Source organism: Nocardia mangyaensis (assembly GCF_001886715.1).
Taxonomy (GTDB): domain Bacteria; phylum Actinomycetota; class Actinomycetes; order Mycobacteriales; family Mycobacteriaceae; genus Nocardia; species Nocardia mangyaensis.
Window position 1 is genome coordinate 2,162,704 of the sequence record NZ_CP018082.1, and the last position, 17,921, is coordinate 2,180,624.

Consider the following 17,921-nt stretch of genomic DNA (forward strand, 5'->3'; position numbering starts at 1 on the left):
GCCGGGCCCTCAGCCGATCGTGCGGCGCTGCGCCGCACGCCGGGATGTGTGACGATCGCTGTCACTGGTGGACAACCGGGTCGGGGTTGGACAGGTGGGTGGACATGCGTATTGCGATGCTGTTCTACGGCAGTCGCGGAGATATTCAGCCGGGGGTCTGTCTGGCGCTGGAACTGCAGCGCCGCGGGCATCGGGTGATGGTGGCGGTGCCGCCGAATCTGGTGTGGCTGGCCGAGGACACCGGCGTGGCCGAAGTGGTCGCGATCGGCAAGGACACACACACGGCGTGGACGTCGGCGGCGGCCAAGGAGTCGCTGTCGGGGCGGAATCCGTTGCAGCGCGCGAAGTTCGCATTCGACACCGTACGCGCGGGGTTCGCGGCGTTCGACGCGGATCTGTGTGAGCTGTTCCTGCCCGCGGACGCGGCAGTGGGCGGAGGTGTCGATGCAGCGCGGGAGGCGGGTGCCCTGGCCGAGATCGACCTGCTCGTGGTCGGGCCGCTGTGTCAGGAGCGTGGATTCGCCGTCGCCGAGCGGCTCGGCGTTCCCTTGGTGGTGCTGCGCTACGGCCCGATGTCGGAGAACGGCGTGATCGGGGCGATCCCCGGCATGCCCGAGGACTGGTCGCCGACCTGGAAGCGCCGTTCCTGGCAGCTCGCCGACGGCGTCACCTGGCTGGCCACCGGCTGGAACGAGAACTCCTTCCGCCGTCGTATCGGCCTGTCCGCCGCTCGCACACCGCTGCCCGGCCGCCTGCGTCGCGCGGGCGTCCCGCAGATCCAGGGCTACGACCCAGCGATGGTTCCCGGCCTGGTCGAGGAGTGGGGTGCCGGCAAACCGGTGGTGGGCTTCCTCGACCTGCCGTGCGAGAGCAGACCCGGGCTCGGTGAGATCGCCGCCGACGATCCCGCGCTGGCCGGCTGGCTGGCGGCGGGCGCATCACCGGTGTTCATCTCGTTCGGCAGTATGCCGCTGACCGACCCTGACGCCGTGGTGGACACTCTGCGCGGCGCCTGTCGCCGGGCCGGCGTCCGGGCCCTGATCGCGGTGGGGGAGTCGCGCGGCCCCGGCCCCGACGATCCGGAGGTCTTCTTCATCGGACCGGTCGACCACTCGTCGGTGCTGCCGCACTGCGTCGCCGCGATCCATCACGGCGGCGCGGGCACCACCGGCGCCACCCTGCGCGCCGGCTTGCCGACCCTGATCTGCGCGGTCACCGCCGATCAACCGTTCTGGGGCGACCGCGTCCGTGCCCTCGGTGTCGGCGCCGGGATGCGGATCCGGGCGCTGACCGAGGATTACGCCGCAGCCGAACTCACCGCCCTGCTCGCCGATCAGGCCCGCGAGCGTGCCGCCGCGTTCGCCACGGCCATGATCGCACCGGACAAAGCGGTATCCAGCGCCGCCGACATCGTCGAATCGCGGCTGGATCTGCGCTGAGAGATCCCCGACCCGCGTCAGCTGTCGCCGACCTCGTCGTTCGCGGCTCGGGATGCGCCAGGGAAATGTGGCAGCATCAGGCCCATGTCCACCGCACTCATCGCGACCCCGCTGCCCGCCTGCCCGGACATCACCCGCGCCTTCGCCGCGTCCTGGCCGGTGCGGCTCGGTGACACCGACGGGCAGGACCGGCTGCGCCTGGACGCGGTGGCCCGGTATCTGCAGGACATCGGGTTCGATCACCTCGACGCCGTCACCGACGGTGACACCCATCAGGCCTGGATCGTGCGCCGCACCGTCATCGACGTCTACGAACCGATCGTGTTCGGTGACCGCGTCCAGCTCCGCCGCTGGGCCGACGCTCTGTCGAATCGCTGGTGCGACATGCGCATTCAGTTGCGCGGGGTACGCGGCGGCCACATCGAGGCCGCGGCTTTCCTGATCCACATCGACCCCAGCACCGGCCGCCCCGCCCGGATGAGCGACGCGTTCATGGCCCCCATGCTGGCCACCACCACCGAACACCGCCTGCGCTGGCGCGCCGCCCTCACCGAACTCGACGACACCGAGGTCGAGACTGCGCCGTTCCCGCTGCGGGTCACCGACGTGGACCGCCTCGGTCACGTCAACAACGCGGTCTACTGGGAAGCCGTCGAAGAGGCCATCGCCGCTCACCCCGACCGCCACGAACTGCCCTACCGCGCGATCGTCGAACACGTCGGCCCGGTGATGATCGGGGACAAGGTCGCCCTGCGCACCGCCCTGCGCCCCGGGGACCTGCGCCTGCAACTCGATGTCGACGGCTCGGCGCGCGCGCTCGCCGCAGTCCAGCGCCTGCCCGGCGCGACCGGCTGAGCTCAGGCCGCGGCTGGTTCGGCCCGCGGTCACGGGGGCTGCCGGACTCACCGACCGCCGAGCTCGGACGGTGAGCGAGGTAACCGATGCTGAGCTGCGGTGATGGTACTCACGAGTAGACACGTCGGGTGTCAACCAGGTTGCGATCTCGAGACAATCGACCTATTGTCGTTATCGTGCCGAATCCCGCCGACCGCTTCGCCGCGCTGCTTGTCGCTGACCGCGACCGCGCGGCCGCTGCCGCGCTGACCGCGCCGGTGGCTACCCGGCAGATTCTTCTCGTAGTAACCCGCCGTAGCGGGGTCTGATTCGGACCAGCCCCCTCGCTGCGGGCTGATTTCATTGTTCTGCTGGTCCCACCTGCCAACGAAGACGATCTTCGGGAAGACCTCACCTGCAATGACACTGCTGACACTGGACCATGCCCTGCTCGCCGCCGCCCCCGCCGGGCTGCGCGCCGAGCTCATCGACATCGACCCCGCCGAGTTCCTCGACCGGTGCACCCGCCTCGACGGACCGGTCACCCTCGGCGAATGGTCTTGTTCCGGAACGGATTTCACCGTCACCCTGGAGCTGACCGACCACCTGCGCACCGTCATCGCCACCGGCAGCCCCGTCGCGGCCATGACCTCCGCGCTTTACGACGAGGGCTACCCCCTCGAGATCCTGCAATTCCGGCAGCGCCGCACCGAGGCGGGTACCGCCACCTTCGTGCTGTGCGAGTTCAACGGCCGACGCGGCTGGGCCGCGGCGATGGCCGACAACGGCGCGGAATCGACCGTGCGCGCCATGATCGCCGGGGTCAACCTGCTCGCGCGCTAGACCCCGCAACGACGTCAAGGGCCCGTTCACCACGAAAGGTGAACGGGCCCTTGACGTGTGGTGTCACCTACTCGGCAGGCGAGGACTGCTGCTCGGCGAGCTGCTTGCGGACCTCGTCCATGTCGAGGCCCTTGACCTGGGTCACCAGATCCTCGAGCGCGGCGGGCGGCAGCGCGCCCGGCTGGGCGAACACGAGCACGCCCTCGCGGAAGGCCATGATGGTCGGGATGGACTGGATGTTCGCGGCGGCGGCGAGCCCCTGCTCGGCCTCCGTGTCGACCTTGCCGTGCACCACATCGGGGTGCTTGTCCGAGGAGGTCTCGAAGGTAGGGGCGAAACTGCGGCACGGGCCGCACCAGGAAGCCCAGAAATCGACGAGAACCACGTCGTTTCCGGTGATGATGTCGTCGAAGTTCTGCTGGGTCAGCGTCTGGGTGGCCATGACGTCCTCTCCTTGTCGGTGTCCTCGGCTGTAACGCCGTGGCGTCCCTCTATCTTCCACCGATGGCGAACCGCGCTCAGCGAACCTCCCTGATCGAGTGGTGAAAGCCCACCTCAGCGGCCCAAAATTCGGCGGCCGCCCCGCTCGCGGGCGGGACACGGCGTGTCGGGACGCCCCGCACGCGCGGCGGGACGGGGGCAGGGCGAGGATGGTGGGCGTGAACGGTGCGAAGGCGAGCCTGCGGCTCGGTGTGATCGACGGTGACGGCATCGGCCCCGAGGTGGTCGCCGCGACGCGCGCGGTCGTCGACGAGGCGGTCGCCGCGGCGGGTCTGGCGCCGGTGGACTGGGTGCCGCTGGTGATGGGCCACGACGCGATCGCCGCCTACGGCGATCCGCTGCCCGAGCAGACCATGGTCGCGCTCACCGACCTCGACGCCTGGATCCTGGGCCCGCACGACAACGCTTCCTATCCCACCGACATGCGGGTGGCACCCGGTGGCGCCATCCGCAAGCGCCTCGGGCTCTACGCCAATATCCGGCCCGCCGTCGCGTTCGCCGGAGTCCGTGCCGCGGCGCCCGACATCGACCTGGTGATCGTGCGCGAGAACAGTGAGGGTTTCTACGCCGATCGCAACATGTTCGCCGGCTCGGGGGAATTCCGGCCGACCGAGGACGTGGCGATGGCGGTCGCGGTCATCACCCGTCAGGCATGCGAGCGGATCGCCCATCAGGCGCTGCGGCTGGCCAGGGGCCGCCGCCGGCGGGTCACCGTGGTGCACAAGGCGAACGTGCTGCCGATGACGACCGGACTGTTCCGTGATGTCTGCTACGAGATCGCCACGCAGTACCCGGATGTGCGCGTCGACGACGAGCACGTCGACGCGATGGCCGCGCACCTGGTCCGCGAGCCCGGCGCCTATGACGTGATCGTCGCCGAGAATCTGTTCGGTGACATCCTCTCCGACCTCGCGGGCGAACTCAGCGGCTCGCTCGGACTGGCCCCTTCGCTCAACTGCTCCGACACCAGGGCGATGGCCCAGGCCGTGCACGGTGCCGCGCCGGGTCTGGCCGGACACAACAGGGCCAATCCGGCGGCCCTGCAACTCTCGGCGGCGATGCTGTTGCGCTGGTTGGCCGTTCGCGACGGCGACCGTGCCGTCCATGATGCCGCCGACCGGATCGAGCGCGCGGTCGCGGCGACTTTCGCGGCCGGAATCGCGACCGCGGATCTGGGTGGGCTCGCGTCCACCAGCGAATTCACCGAGCAGGTCAGAGCGCGCGTGCATCGGAGGTGAAGGGACCCCTTTCACATTCGCTGATTAATCTTCGGTTACTGTCTCTGCACGCTGTGTCCGGTTCGCATACATTGCCAAACAGGCGCTGACACGTGGCCGGCGTCGACGTGAAATGTGGAGGCTCCTTTGTCTGTTCGAACTGTGCTCGGCCGTGGCGCTGTGCGCGCGCTCTGTCTCGTCGCCGGCGGTGCCCTGGTGCTTTCCGGCTGCGCCGAGAACACCGAGGGCGATGGCACCGAGGTGGCCAAGGTGTCGGTGGAGAAGGTCGACGAGCTCGCCGCCTCCGTTCCCGACGAGGTGAAGCAGGCAGGCAAGATCGTGGTCGGCGTGAACGTGCCGTACCAGCCCAACGAGTACAAGGACGCCAGCGGCAAGATCGTCGGCTTCGACGTCGACCTGTTCGACGCGGTCGCGACCACCCTCGGACTGACGGTCGACTATGTCGAATCCTCGTTCGAGAAGATCATTCCCGCGGTGCAGGCCGGCACCTACGACGTGGGTATGTCCTCGATCACCGATTCACGCGAACGCGAACAGCAGGTCGATTTCACGACCTATTTCTCCGCCGGCATCCAGTGGGCCCAGCAAACCGGTAAACCGATCGATCCCAACAATGCGTGCGGCAAGAAAGTCGCCGTACAGTCCACTACGGTCGAGCACACCGATGAGATTCCCGCCAAGAGCGCCCAGTGTGTCGCCGAGGGCAAGCCCGCCATCGATATGAAGGCCTTCGACGAACAGAGCGCCGCGACCAACGCGCTGGTGCTAGGTCAGGTCGACGCGATGTCGGCCGACTCCCCGGTGACCGCGTACGCGATCAAGCAGAGCGAAGGCAAGATCGAGGCCGCGGGCCCGCTGTTCGACTCCGCGCCCTACGGCTGGGCCGTGCAGAAGGGCTCGCCGCTGGCGGTGTCGCTGCAGAAGGCGGTGCAGCACCTGATCGACAACGGCAAGTACGGCGAGATCACCACGAACTGGGGAGTGCAGGAAGGTCAGATCGAGACCTCGGTGATCAACGGCGCAGTGAGCTGACGTGATCGAGAAGGACAGCACGGTGACGGTGCCCGGACCGGGCGCCGAACCCGAACCGATCAAAGCGGTCCCGCTGCGCAGGCCGGGCCGCTGGATCGCGGCGGCAATCATCCTGATCCTGGTCGGATTGTTCGCCTACGGTGCGGCCACGAACCCCGCCTACCGGTGGGACACCTATGGCAGGTACCTGTTCGACAGCCGGATCACGCAGGGCGCGATCGTCACCCTGGAACTCACCGTGCTCGCCATGGCGATCGCGGTGGGTCTTGGCACGGTGCTCGCGGTGATGCGCCTGTCGCCGAACCCGGTGCTGCGGACCGCCGCGTGGGTGTATCTGTGGATCTTCCGCGGTACCCCGGTGTACGTCCAGCTGGTGTTCTGGGGCCTGGTGCCCTCGATCTACAAGCAGATCGACCTCGGCGTGCCGTTCGGCCCGCAGTTCTTCCACCTCGACGTGCAGAACCTGCAGGCGGCGTTCCTGTTCGCGGTGATCGGCCTGGGTCTCAACGAGGCCGCCTACATGGCCGAGATCGTGCGCGCGGGTATCAATTCCGTCGGTGAAGGTCAACGTGAGGCCTCGGTGGCGCTGGGCATGTCGTGGACGCAGACCATGCGCCGCACGGTGTTGCCCCAAGCGATGCGGGTGATCATCCCGCCGACCGGCAACGAGCTGATCGGCATGCTCAAGACCACTTCGCTGGTCACGGCCATTCCGCTCAGTACCGACCTGTTCGGCCGCGCGCGCGACATCTACGGCGTGAACTTCCAGCCGATCCCGCTGCTGCTGGTCTGTGCCACCTGGTACCTGGCGATCACCAGCGTGCTCATGGTCGGGCAGTACTACTTGGAACGCTATTACTCGCGCGGTGCCACCCGGCAGCTGACGGCCAAGCAGCTGCAGGAACTGGCCACGGCGCAGGCGGCGGTGAAGGCGAAATGACCGAAGCAGTGACCACACCGCCAATGGTGCTGGCCGATCGCGTGTGCAAGAACTTCGGCGCGCTGAAGGTGCTCAAGGGCGTCTCGCTCGAGGTGCAGCGCGGCAAGGTGCTGTGCCTGGTAGGGCCGTCGGGCTCGGGCAAGTCGACGTTCCTGCGCTGCATCAACCACCTCGAACAGGTGAACGCGGGCCGGCTCTACGTGGACGGCGATCTCGTCGGCTACCGGGAGAAGAACGGCAAGCTCTACGAGATGCATCCGCGCGATGCCGCGATCCAGCGGCGCGACATCGGCATGGTGTTCCAGCACTTCAATCTGTTCCCGCACCGCACGGCGCTGGAGAACGTGATCGAGGCGCCCACCCAGGTCCGCGGCCTGCGCAAGTCCGAGGCGATCGCCCGCGCCGAGGAGCTGCTCGACCGGGTGGGGCTCGCGCCCAAGCGCAATGCCTATCCCGCGCAGCTCTCGGGCGGTCAGCAGCAGCGCGTGGCCATCGCCCGTGCGCTGGCCATGGATCCCAAGCTCATGCTGTTCGACGAGCCGACCTCGGCGCTGGACCCCGAGCTGGTCGGTGAGGTGCTCACGGTCATGCGCGAGCTCGCCGACTCGGGCATGACCATGCTCGTGGTGACCCACGAGATGGGCTTCGCCCGCGAGGTCGCCGACGAGCTGGTGTTCATGGACGGCGGGGTGGTCGTCGAATCGGGCCCGCCGCGTGAGCTGCTGGCCAACCCGCAGGAGGAGCGCACCAAAGCGTTCCTGTCCCGCCTGCTCTGATCCGCCGCCGCCGGCCTGTCGAGTTACCCACCGTCGGAGACCTGTTGTTCCGGTGCGCCCGACGCCAGGCGCTCCAGGGAGACCTGTGCCTGGGCGATACGGCGGATGGCGGCGACGGCGGTGTCACCGAGCACCGTCACCACCACGACCGCGTCGATGATCTCCTCGCGACTGCCCGCTGTCAGCGCCGCCGCCACGTCGCTCTCGGCGATCGTGCGCGCGCCGTCGAAGTAGCTGGGCAGCGCGGTGGTGCCCCAGGCCGGGTAGCCGAGCTGGGCCAGGCGCACGAGCACCGAGGTGAGGGTATCGATCGCGGGCCCGCTCGGTCTCATGTCCCAGCCGCGCCGGTCCATCTCCGCGCGCACGATCGCGTACGCGCGGTCCCATTCGGCCTCCGGCGTCACGGACGTGGGTGCGGACAGGCTGGCCTGCGCCACACCGAGCAGCTTGAACATCGACAGCTCCGGGGTGTCGACCGCGGCGAGCACCTCACCGACGGCGGCCACCGGTAGCCCGCCCACCTCGATCATCGCGCGGATCAGCCGCAGCCTGCGCAGGTGGTCCTCGCTGTAGCTGGCCTGGTTGGGGCTGGTGCGCTCGCCCGCGGGCAGTAGTCCTTCGCGCAGGTAGTACTTGATCGTCGCCACCGCGATGCCACTGCGTTCGCTCAACTCCGAGATCCGCACGCTGCCTCCGTTGTCGTCGCTCCTCTTGCCCATCGAGTCTGTCGCAGATAGTCTAACTATCCATAACGGATAGTAGGGATATCTATCTAGGGGAGATTCACATGTCCGTCCTGACCGCCCTCGACGCGCTCCCTCGCCGGCGCGCTCCACTACATCGCCCGCTGCTGTACTTCGCCGCGGCCAATGCCGTGCTCGCCGTCGTCGCCGTGGTCGGCATGCTGGTCGACGACCGGGTCATCGCCGGATCGGCCGCCTGGTTCAAACCGGCGAAGTTCGCCGTCTCGTTCGTGCTCTACAGCCTCGCGCTGGCCTGGCTGATCGCCTTGCGGCCCAAAGCCTCCCGGCTCGTCTGGTGGATGGCCACGGTGATCGTGATCGCGGGGACGATCGAGCAGGTGATCATCGTCGGGCAGGTGGTGCGTGGCCTGCGCAGCCACTTCAACACCACCACCCCGCTCGATACCGCGCTCTGGATCACGATGGGGGTCACCATCATCGTGTTGTTCGTGGCGACCCTGGTGATCGGCGTCCAGCTCGCGGTGACCCGCATCGGTGATCTCGCGATCAGCTGGTCGATCCGGCTCGGCGTCGCGATCACGCTGGCCGGCCTCTCGCTGGGACAGCTGATGACGCGCCGGGATTCGGGGGTCGAGGGCATCATCGGGGCGCACACCGTCGGCGCACCCGACGGCACGCCAGGGATGCCGCTGACCGGGTGGAGCACCACCGACGGTGACTTGCGGATCCCGCACTTCTTCGGCATGCACGCCCTGCAGGCGCTGCCGCTGCTGGCCGCGCTGCTGGTGGTCCTCGCGCCGCGCGTTCCGCTGCTGCGGTCGCTGCGTGTCCGGCTCGGTCTGATCCTGACCGCCTCCGGCGGGTACGCCGCGACACTCGCCCTGCTCACCTGGCAGGCGCTGCGGGGGCAGCCGCTGCTCCATCCCGACCGCGCCACCGTGACCGTCGCGGCGGCGATTGTCACCGGAGTCGTTGTCGGAGTCATGATCTCGGTCGCGAGCGCGACCGCTGTCCGAAAGGAAGTCACCGTATGAGCACGCTGTTCGATCTGGTCTTCTACGTCGTCGTCCCGTTCTGGGCGCTGATGATCTTCGCGCCCACCTGGCGGCACACGCGCACGATCATCTCCTCGCCGTGGATCGTCGCCCCCGCGCTGGTGATCTGGGCCATCGTCACCGTCCCGGTCCTCGGCACGTTCTGGTCGATGGTGAGTTCTCCGTCGCTGGCCGTGATCACCGAGGCCGCCGCCGACCCGGCCATCCTCACCGCGCTGTGGGCCCAGATCATCGCCTGGGACCTGTTCCTGGGCCGCTGGGTCTACCTCGACAGCCGCGAACGCGATATCCACCCGCTGCTGATGGGGCCGATCCTGCTCGGCACGATCATGCTGTCACCCATCGTGTTCCCGGTGTATCTGCTGGTGCGTGCGGTGGCCGGGCGTGTGTCGTCGGGGGGGTCGCCGGTGGCGCGGGCAGATTCGGTGACCGCATAGGCGGGAGTCGGCGGCATGTCGAACATGCCGGGGCGCCCCGGCAGTGGCGTGAGGCCGCTCACCGCGGGCGGCGGCCGAGGGCGATACGTAGTTGGCCGAGTAGAACTTTCGCCGCCGGGCTGCCGGGTCGATCGGCGCGCCAGACCAGGGCGAGGCGGCCGTGGATGTGGGGGTCGACGATGTCGAGGACGCGTACCCCGAACCTCGCAGCCTCCTCGGCGGCGAGGGCGGGCACCACTGCGGTGCCGAGGCCGCGCGCGGCCAAGCGCAGCAGGAGCGGGGGAGCGGCGGCTTCGAAGGCCACCTGCGGGGTGAAGCCGGCAGCGGCGCAGGATCGTTCGAACAGTCCGCGTAGTCCGGTGCCATGCGGCAGGCAGATGAGGCGACGATCGGTGAGTGCGGACAGGGTGATCGTGCCCGCCGATTCGGCCGGATCGACCGGCGCGTCGATGGCCACCGCGGCGACGACCGGAGTTTCCAGCACCACCTCGACCCCGATGCCGGGACCCGTCGGCGCGCCGGACATTCCGATGAGCGCGATGTCGAGCTCGTCGTGTTCGACGGCGGACAGCATGTTCTCGGCGGTGTCCTCGGTGAGGCTGATCCCGACCTGGGGGTGATCGTCGTGGAAGTCGCCGAGTACGTCGGCGATATCGAACTCCTCGGTGGCGGCGCCGGAGATCACGCCGAGCCGGACGTGCCCGCGCAGCAGGCCGGTGAATTCCTGCACCGTCTCGCCGATCCGGTCGGCGGCGGACAGCGCCTCGCGGGCGTGGGCGAGTACCGCGGCGCCGACCTCGGTGGGCGTCACCGTGCGGGCGCCCCGGTCGAGCAGGCGCTGGCCGAGTTCGCGTTCGAGCTGCCGGATCTGAGCGCTGAGGCCCGGCTGGGTGAGGTGCAGGCGCTCGGCGGCCCGGGTGAACCCGCCCTCGTCGACCACTGTCACGAAGTACCGTAGCTGCCGCAATTCCATAACTGCTGATTATAGTTTTCAGAAGAACTATCTGTTGTACTTCTTCACGGCGGGGCGGCACCGTCGAAGACATGACAGGCAGTGCGAACCACACTCTCGATTCCGCCCGATTCACCGGCCCGGTGTTCACGCCCGATCATCCCGGCTACGCCGAGGAGATCGCCGGGTTTCAGACCGCCTACGCCCACCGCCCCGCGCTCGTCGTCGGCGCCGTGCATGCCGACGATGTCCGCGCGGCCGTGGAATATGCTGCCCGGCAAGGACTTCCGGTCGCCGTGCAGGCCACCGGCCATGGCCTCTCGGTGGCTGCCGACGGCGGGGTGCTCATCACCACCGGCCGGATGGACACGATCACCGTCGACCCGCGGGCCCGCACCGCGCGCATCGGCGCCGGGGTCAGGGCCGGTGCGCTGATCGAGGTGGCGGCTCGACACGGGCTGGCTCCGCTCAACGGCTCCTCGCTGGCGGTGGGCGTCACCGGATATGTACTCGGCGGCGGCCTCGGCTTGCTCGCCCGCGAGTTCGGTTATGCCGCTGATCACGTGCGCTCGATCGATCTGGTGACCGCCGACGGCCGGATGCGTACGCTCGTCCCCGGCGACGAGTTGTTCGGCGCGGTCCTCGGTACCGGCGGCAACTTCGGTGTCGTGACCGGTCTGGAACTCGAGCTCGTCGCCGTCACCGAGCTCTATGGCGGCCAGCTGATGTTCGACACCGACCAGGTCGACGAAGCGCTCGATGCGTGGCGCCAGTGGACCGCGACCCTGCCCGACGCCCTGACCTCAGGTATCGCCGTCCTGACTTTCCCCGACATCGCGCCGGTCCCGCAGCCACTGCGCGGCAGGCATGTCGCCTCGATCCGCATCGCCTTCGATGGCCCCGCCGAGGAGGGCGAGCGGCTGGTCGCGCCCCTGCGGGCGATTGGCGACCGGATCCGCGACGACCTGCGCGCCATGCCCTACACCGAATCACACACCATCTACAGCGATCCGGACGTCCCGCACGCCTACGCCGCCACCAACGCGCTGGTCGCCGACCTGACCCCAGCGACGCTGTCGGCGCTGCGCGCGCAGACCGCGCCCGGCGGGCCGGTGGACGCGGTGATCGACATCCGTCACCTCGGCGGCGCGCTGCGGCGTGGCGACGGCATCGCGGTGGACCATCGCGATGCCGAATACGTGGTGCGCGTGATCACCGGCGCGGGGGCGGGCGACCGCACGCCCATCGGTCTGACAGTCATCCGGGAAGCCCTGGCGCCGTGGACGATCGGACACAGCCTGAACTTCGTCTACGGTGCGGGCGCGGATGCCAACGCGGCACAGACCGCGGCGGGCTACGCGCCCGAGACCTACGCCCGGCTGCGCGCGTTGAAGTCGAAGTACGACCCGCACAGCATGTTCCGCCTCAATCGCGCCATCGCCCCTGCGGAGTAGGCAGGAAGTGTCGATGTCCGAATTGTCCGAGCTTGTGTCGCAAGTGGGCGTGCACTATCGTAGTGATATCACTCAGATATCGGGAGGATGTCATGGAGCTACGGTCCGCGTTCCGCGTCAACGGATTCGTCGTCTTGTTGGGGTGGCTGGCACTCACCCTGTTGTTCGGTGCCGCTGCCGCGCTGGCATTCGTCTCGTTCAGTCAGCACGACGGCGGCCCTGCGGTGCTGGTCGGGGCGATCGCCGCCACGGCCGTCGTCGTGGCGCTGGCGCTGGCCGCCACCGGGTTGATCATCGTCAACCCGAACGAGGCCAAGGTGGTCACCTTCTTCGGCCGCTACATCGGCTCGGTCAGTGCGCCCGGGTTCTTCTCGGTGGTGCCGCTGTCGGACCGCAAGTCGATCTCGCTGCGGGTGCGCAACTTCGAGACCCAGAAGCTCAAGGTCAACGACGCCGATGGCAACCCCGTCGAGATCGCGGCCGTCGTGGTCTACAAGGTGGTCGACAGCTTCAAGGCCGCCTTCGCCGTCGACGACTACGAGGAATACGTCGAGACCCAGTCCGAGGCCGCCGTGCGCCACCTCGCCACCACCCATCCCTACGATGCCCACGACGACGAGCGCACCAGCCTGCGCGACGGCGCCGAGGTCGCCGAGGAACTCACCGTCGAGCTGCGCGAACGCACCCTCACCGCCGGCATCGAGGTGATCGAGGCCCGGATCACCCACCTGGCCTACGCTCCCGAGATCGCCCAGGCGATGCTGGTGCGCCAGCAGGCCGCCCAGGTCGTCGCCGCCCGCACCCATATCGTGGAAGGTGCCGTCAGCATGGTCGGCCTGGCCCTGGATCAGCTCACCGCGGCGGGCACCGTGGAACTGGACGAGGAACGCAAGGCCACCATGGTCTCGAACCTGCTCGTGGTCCTGTGCAGTGACCGCGCCGTCCAGCCGGTCGTCAACACCGGATCCCTCTACTCCTGAGGGTCATCCGATGACCGCGCCGAAGAAGGAGCCGAAAAAGGTCCTGGTCCGGCTCGACCCGGCCGTCCACGAGGCCATCGCCAAGTGGGCGGCCGACGACCTGCGCAGCGTGAACTCCCAGATCGAGTACGCGCTGCGCATGGCGCTGGAGCAGGCAGGCCGCCGACCACGGTTGAAGTGACGGACCGGCAGCCGAATTGTCAGTCGACGCCGAGGACGCGGGAGAGGAGGCGTTGGCGGGTGCGGGTGCCGGACTTGCCGAGGATGGCTTTCACGTGGTCGTTGACGGTGTGTTCGGACAGGAACAGTTCGGCGGCCAGTTCGTGGGAGTCCAGGCCGGTGGCGAGCAGGGTCAGGACCTGGGATTCGCGGGCCGAGAGGCCGTTGGCCCTGGCGAACAGGTCGAGGCGCTCGGTGGCGGTGCTCGGTTCCAGGGCCACCGCGATGTCGTGTGGGCCGATCCGGTCGGCTTTCACCGTGATCCAGCGCCGGCCGCCGAGGTGGATTCGGGCCGAGGCCGGGCCGATCGGGGTGCCCGCCTCGGCGGCGAGCAGGGCCGCGCCCGCGTTGTAGACCGAGGCGGGCACCGGGGGGATGGGCTCGTCGGGCGGGAGCAGGCGCAGGAGCGAGGCCGCCGCGGCGGCGGTCTGGGAGCGCACGCGCAGGGTGTCGTCGAGCAGGACCACCGCGGGGCCGAGATCGGGCAGGCGGGTGGCGGATTCGATGAAAGTGGCGGCGACGGTGTGCCGCAGGGCCGCGGTGATCGGGGCGGTGAGCTCACCCAGAGCGGTGAGTTCGCCTGTGGTGAAGGGTGATTCGTGGAAGCGGAGCAGTTCGAGGAAGCCCCAGCGGCCGTAGCGGTCGGCGAAGGCGAGCATCGCCGAATCGGTGACGCCGAGCCCGCGCTGGGTGGTGCGCCACAACAGCGAACGCTCGGGATCGCCGTCGGTGGCACCGAGCAGCGAGTGGGCGCCGGTGCCGCGCAGGGTGTCCCAGCGATTGAGCACGGTGAGATAGCGGGCCCGGATCAAATCCGGCAACCGTTCGAAGTCCAGGCCGGGCAGATCGGCCAGCGGCGCCGACGCGACCGCGGTGACCGGGTCGGTGAGCGCGAAGACATGACCGGTGAACGGCATCGCCGTCCGAATCTCGGCCAGGATCGACTCCCGGAGCCGCTTGGCGGACAGATCGACACGGCACAGGCGGCTCACCCGCTCGGCCGGGTCGTCGAGACGCCCGGGCGGGTGCTCATCGATCTCGAATTCGACGATCGCGCGGGCGCCGAGAGCTTTCGTGCGGCGCTGGCCACGGTGCTGGCGACCCCGCGCAGCCGGGCGATGGTGACCGGTCACCAAAGCTGGCTGGTCGACTTGGTCGAGGAGTACGTTTCCGCCTGAGCGACGCGCCCCAGGCGTGCTCTGGGGCAACCGAACTCGACGACGCCGGTAAGTTGAATCGGTGCCCATCTCGTTCGACATTCCTGGAATGCAGCAGTTGGACAACACGACCTGGGGGAATCCGGCCACTCGTGATGTCGTCGCGTTGACCTATGTCAACGGCGCGCCCGATCTGCCCGCGCGGCTGCACGATCTGCAGCGGCTGCGCAAACGCTTGGCCGAACACCATGCCAGGACCGGTTGCCTGATCGAGGCCTTCGTGGTCTGGGTCGACCAGCTGCCCGCCCTGCTGCGGGTGGAGAAGACACTGCTGCCGGGTCCACGCGGGGACCTGGTCTTCGCCGCATCGATCGTGGTCCCCAAGGATCGGTGCTCGGCGGTGTTCCAGATCATCTGCCCCGAGACCGGGGTACCCGGCGAGCGGGAGACCGCGATCGGCCGCCGGTTCCGGCGCGAGCAGATGTGCCCGCCGCACCCGTACGCGCCCGGCCTGCACGGGCGGCTGCCGTATCTACGGTCCGACGACGTCGAATTCGACAGCGAGTTCCCCGACCACGCCCTGACCAGGACGCGTCGATGGATCGCCGACACGGTGCCGAATGTGCGCGTCGACCCGTCCTTCGCGGCCCTGCCGGAGTTCTAGGCGCCCGGCTTCTCGCTGATGAAGATCGCGGTGCCGGGGAAGATCTGCCCGCGCAGCGGCGACCACTGGCCCCACTCGCGGTCCAGCCACTCCGGCCAGTCGGGTTCGACGATGTCGACCAGGATCAGACCGGCGCCGACGATCTCGCGCACCCGGTCGCCCATCGTGCGATGGTGCTCGGCGTAGGTGGGCACGCCGTCGCCGTCGACCTCTACATAGGGGGTGCGATCGAAATAGGGAATCTGCGCGACGAGGCCCTTCTCGCCCGGATCGTCGGGGAAGATCCAGCGCATCGGGTGGTTGACCGAGAACACCCAGCGCCCGCCCGGCCGCAGCACCCGCGCCACCTCGCGCATCACCAGCGCCGAATCGGCGACGAACGGAACACCACCGAAGGCCGAACACGCCAGATCGAACGAGGCGTCGGCGAACGGCAGTGCCTCGGCGCCGGCCTGCACCAGCGGGACCCGAGGTCCAGCCTGATCCATCGCGGCGACACCGCGCTCGAGCATGCCCATCGAGACATCGAGGCCCACCGGACGCGCGCCCTGCCCGGCCAGCCACCGCGAACACGGCGCCGAACCGCAGCCGATCTCGAGCACCGACTTGCCGGTCACGTCACCGAGAAAGCCCATGTCACCCTCGTGTAAGCCCTCTGGACACCACACGAACTCGCCGCCGGGGGAGTCCACGCCGAGGAAATCGGCGTGGGTCTGGTGATACTGCTCGGCGTCGGCGTCCCACCAGCGCCGGTTGGCGCGCTCGCTGTCGCGCGAGTCGATCTTGGTTCGGGTGGTCGCTGAGGTTCCCAGCAGCGCGTTGGCCTGCGCGTGGCGTTCGTCGTCGGACACGCCGATCAGGGTATCGGCGTGGCGCGGGGGGTGGTTTGCCCGGCTCGGAGGGGTTCGCGTACGCTGAGGCACGCGAGTGTCTTTCGAGGAACACTGTGCGCCGGGGTTGAATGCGTACGGTATCCGATGACGGAGTCGCCCGTGCTGAGTTCGATCACCAGCAAGTGTGGCGGTCCGTGCGATACTTTCCCGGTATCCTTCGTCGCCTCGTCGCGGTGATCTCGCAGCGTACCGAAAGTTCCAATGTCCGCAACCGACCACAATCCGTCCGGAGCAAACCCACATATGCCCACCACCGTCACCTCGCCGCAGGTAGCCGTCAATGACATCGGCTCCGCCGAGGATTTCCTCGCCGCCATCGACGCCACGATCAAGTACTTCAACGATGGCGACATCGTCGAGGGAACCATTGTCAAGGTCGATCGTGACGAGGTTCTGCTCGACATCGGTTACAAGACCGAAGGCGTCATCCCCTCCCGTGAGCTCTCCATCAAGCACGATGTCGACCCCAACGAGGTCGTTTCCGTGGGCGATGAGGTCGAGGCCCTGGTTCTCACCAAGGAGGACAAGGAAGGCCGCCTGATCCTGTCGAAGAAGCGGGCGCAGTACGAGCGCGCGTGGGGCACGATCGAGGAGCTCAAGGAGAAGGACGAGGCTGTCAAGGGCACCGTCATCGAGGTCGTCAAGGGCGGCCTGATCCTCGACATCGGCCTCCGTGGCTTCCTGCCCGCCTCGCTCGTCGAGATGCGTCGTGTCCGCGACCTCCAGCCGTACGTCGGCAAGGAGATCGAGGCCAAGATCATCGAGCTCGACAAGAACCGCAACAACGTGGTTCTGTCGCGCCGCGCCTGGCTCGAGCAGACCCAGTCCGAGGTTCGTTCCGAATTCCTGCACCAGCTGCAGAAGGGCCAGGTCCGCAAGGGTGTGGTCTCCTCGATCGTCAACTTCGGTGCCTTCGTGGACCTGGGTGGCGTCGACGGCCTGGTGCACGTCTCCGAACTGTCATGGAAGCACATCGACCACCCGTCCGAGGTCGTCGAGGTCGGCAACGAGGTCACCGTCGAGGTTCTCGACGTCGATCTGGACCGCGAGCGCGTCTCCCTCTCGCTCAAGGCGACCCAGGAAGACCCGTGGCGTCAGTTCGCCCGGACCCACGCCATCGGCCAGATCGTGCCCGGCAAGGTCACCAAGCTGGTTCCCTTCGGTGCCTTCGTGCGCGTCGAAGAGGGCATCGAGGGCCTGGTGCACATCTCCGAGCTGGCCGAGCGCCACGTGGAGGTCCCGGACCAGGTCGTGGCCGTCGGCGACGACGCGATGGTCAAGGTCATCGACATCGACCTGGAGCGTCGCCGGATCTCGCTGTCGCTGAAGCAGGCGAACGAGGATTACCACGCCGAGTTCGACCCGTCGAAGTACGGCATGGCCGACAGCTACGACGATGCGGGCAACTACATCTTCCCCGAGGGCTTCGATCCCGAGACCAACGAATGGCTCGAGGGTTCGGACAAGGTCCGCGAAGAGTGGGAAGGCCGCTACGCCGAGGCAGAGCGTCGCCACAAGATGCACACTGCGCAGATGGAGAAGATGGCGGCCGACGCTGCGGCCGAGGCCGCCAACGGCGGGCCCGCGGCGGGCAACTACTCCTCCGAGAGTGGCGCTCCGCAGGCCTCGACCGGTCCGGCCGAGACCACCGGCGGCTCGCTCGCCAGCGACGCCCAGCTCGCGGCTCTGCGGGAGAAGCTCTCCGGCAACGCCTGATTCGGGTAACGAAGTTCCGAAGGCCCCGGTCCCTATGGACCGGGGCCTTCGGCCTTTTTCGGGAGTGGTGGGCACCGCCGCACACGG

21 protein-coding genes are annotated in these 17,921 nt (G+C 68.5%); 16 read left to right on the forward strand and 5 right to left on the reverse strand.

Features of this window, described 5'->3' with window-relative positions; all coding sequences use genetic code 11:
- Positions 1–104: 104 nt before the first annotated feature.
- The 4 genes from BOX37_RS09785 (at position 105) to BOX37_RS09795 (ending at position 3,116) form a co-directional block, all read left to right on the forward strand.
- Positions 105–1,439, forward strand: a complete 1,335-nt coding sequence (locus BOX37_RS09785; RefSeq protein ID WP_071927366.1) for a glycosyltransferase — start codon at positions 105–107, stop codon at positions 1,437–1,439.
- Between the two features lie 84 nt (positions 1,440–1,523).
- Positions 1,524–2,294 carry an acyl-[acyl-carrier-protein] thioesterase gene (locus BOX37_RS09790; RefSeq protein WP_071927367.1) on the forward strand — a complete coding sequence of 257 codons (771 nt, stop codon included), beginning with the start codon at positions 1,524–1,526 and terminating at the stop codon, positions 2,292–2,294.
- Between the two features lie 176 nt (positions 2,295–2,470).
- Entirely contained in the window at positions 2,471–2,602 is a 132-nt protein-coding gene (locus BOX37_RS35760) for a hypothetical protein (protein WP_276207244.1), read from the forward strand.
- A gap of 91 nt (positions 2,603–2,693) precedes the next feature.
- Positions 2,694–3,116, forward strand: a complete 423-nt coding sequence (locus BOX37_RS09795; RefSeq protein ID WP_071927368.1) for a 2-keto-3-deoxygluconate kinase — start codon at positions 2,694–2,696, stop codon at positions 3,114–3,116.
- Positions 3,117–3,183: 67 nt separating this feature from the next.
- Here BOX37_RS09795 and trxA read toward each other — a convergent pair whose 3' ends face one another.
- Positions 3,184–3,558, reverse strand: a complete 375-nt coding sequence (gene trxA / locus BOX37_RS09800) for a thioredoxin (RefSeq protein WP_071927369.1) — start codon at positions 3,556–3,558, stop codon at positions 3,184–3,186.
- Between the two features lie 217 nt (positions 3,559–3,775).
- On the opposite strand from trxA, the gene BOX37_RS09805 reads away from it, so the two are divergent.
- The 4 genes from BOX37_RS09805 to BOX37_RS09820 all read left to right on the forward strand — a co-directional run bounded on the left by BOX37_RS09805 (position 3,776) and on the right by BOX37_RS09820 (position 7,603).
- A complete protein-coding gene (locus BOX37_RS09805; protein WP_276207245.1) occupies positions 3,776–4,855 on the forward strand; it encodes an isocitrate/isopropylmalate dehydrogenase family protein in 1,080 nt (359 codons plus the stop codon).
- A gap of 126 nt (positions 4,856–4,981) precedes the next feature.
- Complete coding sequence (locus BOX37_RS09810) at positions 4,982–5,887, forward strand: ABC transporter substrate-binding protein (protein ID WP_071927371.1); 906 nt, start codon at positions 4,982–4,984, stop codon at positions 5,885–5,887.
- 1 nt (position 5,888) lies between these two features.
- On the forward strand, positions 5,889–6,827 hold the full coding sequence (locus BOX37_RS09815; protein WP_071927372.1) for an amino acid ABC transporter permease: 939 nt from the start codon (positions 5,889–5,891) through the stop codon (positions 6,825–6,827).
- Positions 6,824–7,603 (forward strand): amino acid ABC transporter ATP-binding protein, encoded by a 780-nt coding sequence (locus BOX37_RS09820; RefSeq protein ID WP_071927373.1) that lies wholly within the window; start codon positions 6,824–6,826, stop codon positions 7,601–7,603. The genes BOX37_RS09815 and BOX37_RS09820 overlap by 4 nt, the downstream gene beginning before the upstream one ends.
- Positions 7,604–7,626: 23 nt before the next feature.
- Here the strand turns inward: BOX37_RS09820 and BOX37_RS09825 are convergent, their stop codons facing one another.
- Positions 7,627–8,322 (reverse strand): MerR family transcriptional regulator, encoded by a 696-nt coding sequence (locus tag BOX37_RS09825; RefSeq protein ID WP_206045796.1) that lies wholly within the window; start codon positions 8,320–8,322, stop codon positions 7,627–7,629.
- A 68-nt stretch (positions 8,323–8,390) separates the two neighbouring features.
- Between BOX37_RS09825 and BOX37_RS09830 the strand changes: the two genes are divergently transcribed.
- Entirely contained in the window at positions 8,391–9,341 is a 951-nt protein-coding gene (locus tag BOX37_RS09830) for a hypothetical protein (RefSeq protein ID WP_071927374.1), read from the forward strand.
- A complete protein-coding gene (locus BOX37_RS09835) occupies positions 9,338–9,799 on the forward strand; it encodes an ABA4-like family protein (RefSeq protein WP_071927375.1) in 462 nt (153 codons plus the stop codon). The genes BOX37_RS09830 and BOX37_RS09835 overlap by 4 nt, the downstream gene beginning before the upstream one ends.
- 58 nt (positions 9,800–9,857) lie before the next feature.
- Here the strand turns inward: BOX37_RS09835 and BOX37_RS09840 are convergent, their stop codons facing one another.
- A complete protein-coding gene (locus BOX37_RS09840; protein ID WP_071927376.1) occupies positions 9,858–10,772 on the reverse strand; it encodes a LysR family transcriptional regulator in 915 nt (304 codons plus the stop codon).
- Positions 10,773–10,843: 71 nt separating this feature from the next.
- Between BOX37_RS09840 and BOX37_RS09845 the strand changes: the two genes are divergently transcribed.
- From BOX37_RS09845 to BOX37_RS33850, 3 genes are all read left to right on the forward strand, one after another.
- On the forward strand, positions 10,844–12,205 hold the full coding sequence (locus tag BOX37_RS09845) for an FAD-binding oxidoreductase (RefSeq protein ID WP_071927377.1): 1,362 nt from the start codon (positions 10,844–10,846) through the stop codon (positions 12,203–12,205).
- Between the two features lie 92 nt (positions 12,206–12,297).
- Positions 12,298–13,185: an SPFH domain-containing protein gene (locus BOX37_RS09850; RefSeq protein WP_071927378.1), complete on the forward strand. Its 888-nt coding sequence runs from the start codon at positions 12,298–12,300 to the stop codon at positions 13,183–13,185.
- Positions 13,186–13,195: 10 nt separating this feature from the next.
- Positions 13,196–13,366, forward strand: a complete 171-nt coding sequence (locus BOX37_RS33850) for a type II toxin-antitoxin system antitoxin (protein ID WP_156910351.1) — start codon at positions 13,196–13,198, stop codon at positions 13,364–13,366.
- A 19-nt stretch (positions 13,367–13,385) separates the two neighbouring features.
- On the opposite strand, the gene BOX37_RS09855 is transcribed toward BOX37_RS33850, so the two are convergent.
- Positions 13,386–14,321, reverse strand: a complete 936-nt coding sequence (locus BOX37_RS09855) for a helix-turn-helix transcriptional regulator (protein ID WP_167659917.1) — start codon at positions 14,319–14,321, stop codon at positions 13,386–13,388.
- Here BOX37_RS09855 and BOX37_RS34620 point away from each other — a divergent pair.
- Positions 14,304–14,582 (forward strand): hypothetical protein, encoded by a 279-nt coding sequence (locus tag BOX37_RS34620; RefSeq protein ID WP_167659918.1) that lies wholly within the window; start codon positions 14,304–14,306, stop codon positions 14,580–14,582. The two genes, BOX37_RS09855 and BOX37_RS34620, sit on opposite strands and share 18 nt — an antisense overlap.
- Positions 14,583–14,643: 61 nt before the next feature.
- Positions 14,644–15,225: a hypothetical protein gene (locus BOX37_RS09860; protein ID WP_240505290.1), complete on the forward strand. Its 582-nt coding sequence runs from the start codon at positions 14,644–14,646 to the stop codon at positions 15,223–15,225.
- Here the strand turns inward: BOX37_RS09860 and BOX37_RS09865 are convergent.
- Positions 15,222–16,076, reverse strand: coding sequence for a class I SAM-dependent methyltransferase (locus BOX37_RS09865; protein WP_071927380.1), 855 nt, complete (start codon positions 16,074–16,076; stop codon positions 15,222–15,224). The two genes, BOX37_RS09860 and BOX37_RS09865, sit on opposite strands and share 4 nt — an antisense overlap.
- Positions 16,077–16,361: 285 nt before the next feature.
- On the opposite strand from BOX37_RS09865, the gene rpsA reads away from it, so the two are divergent.
- Positions 16,362–17,834, forward strand: coding sequence for a 30S ribosomal protein S1 (gene rpsA / locus BOX37_RS09870; protein ID WP_071927381.1), 1,473 nt, complete (start codon positions 16,362–16,364; stop codon positions 17,832–17,834).
- The last annotated feature ends 87 nt before the right edge of the window (positions 17,835–17,921 follow it).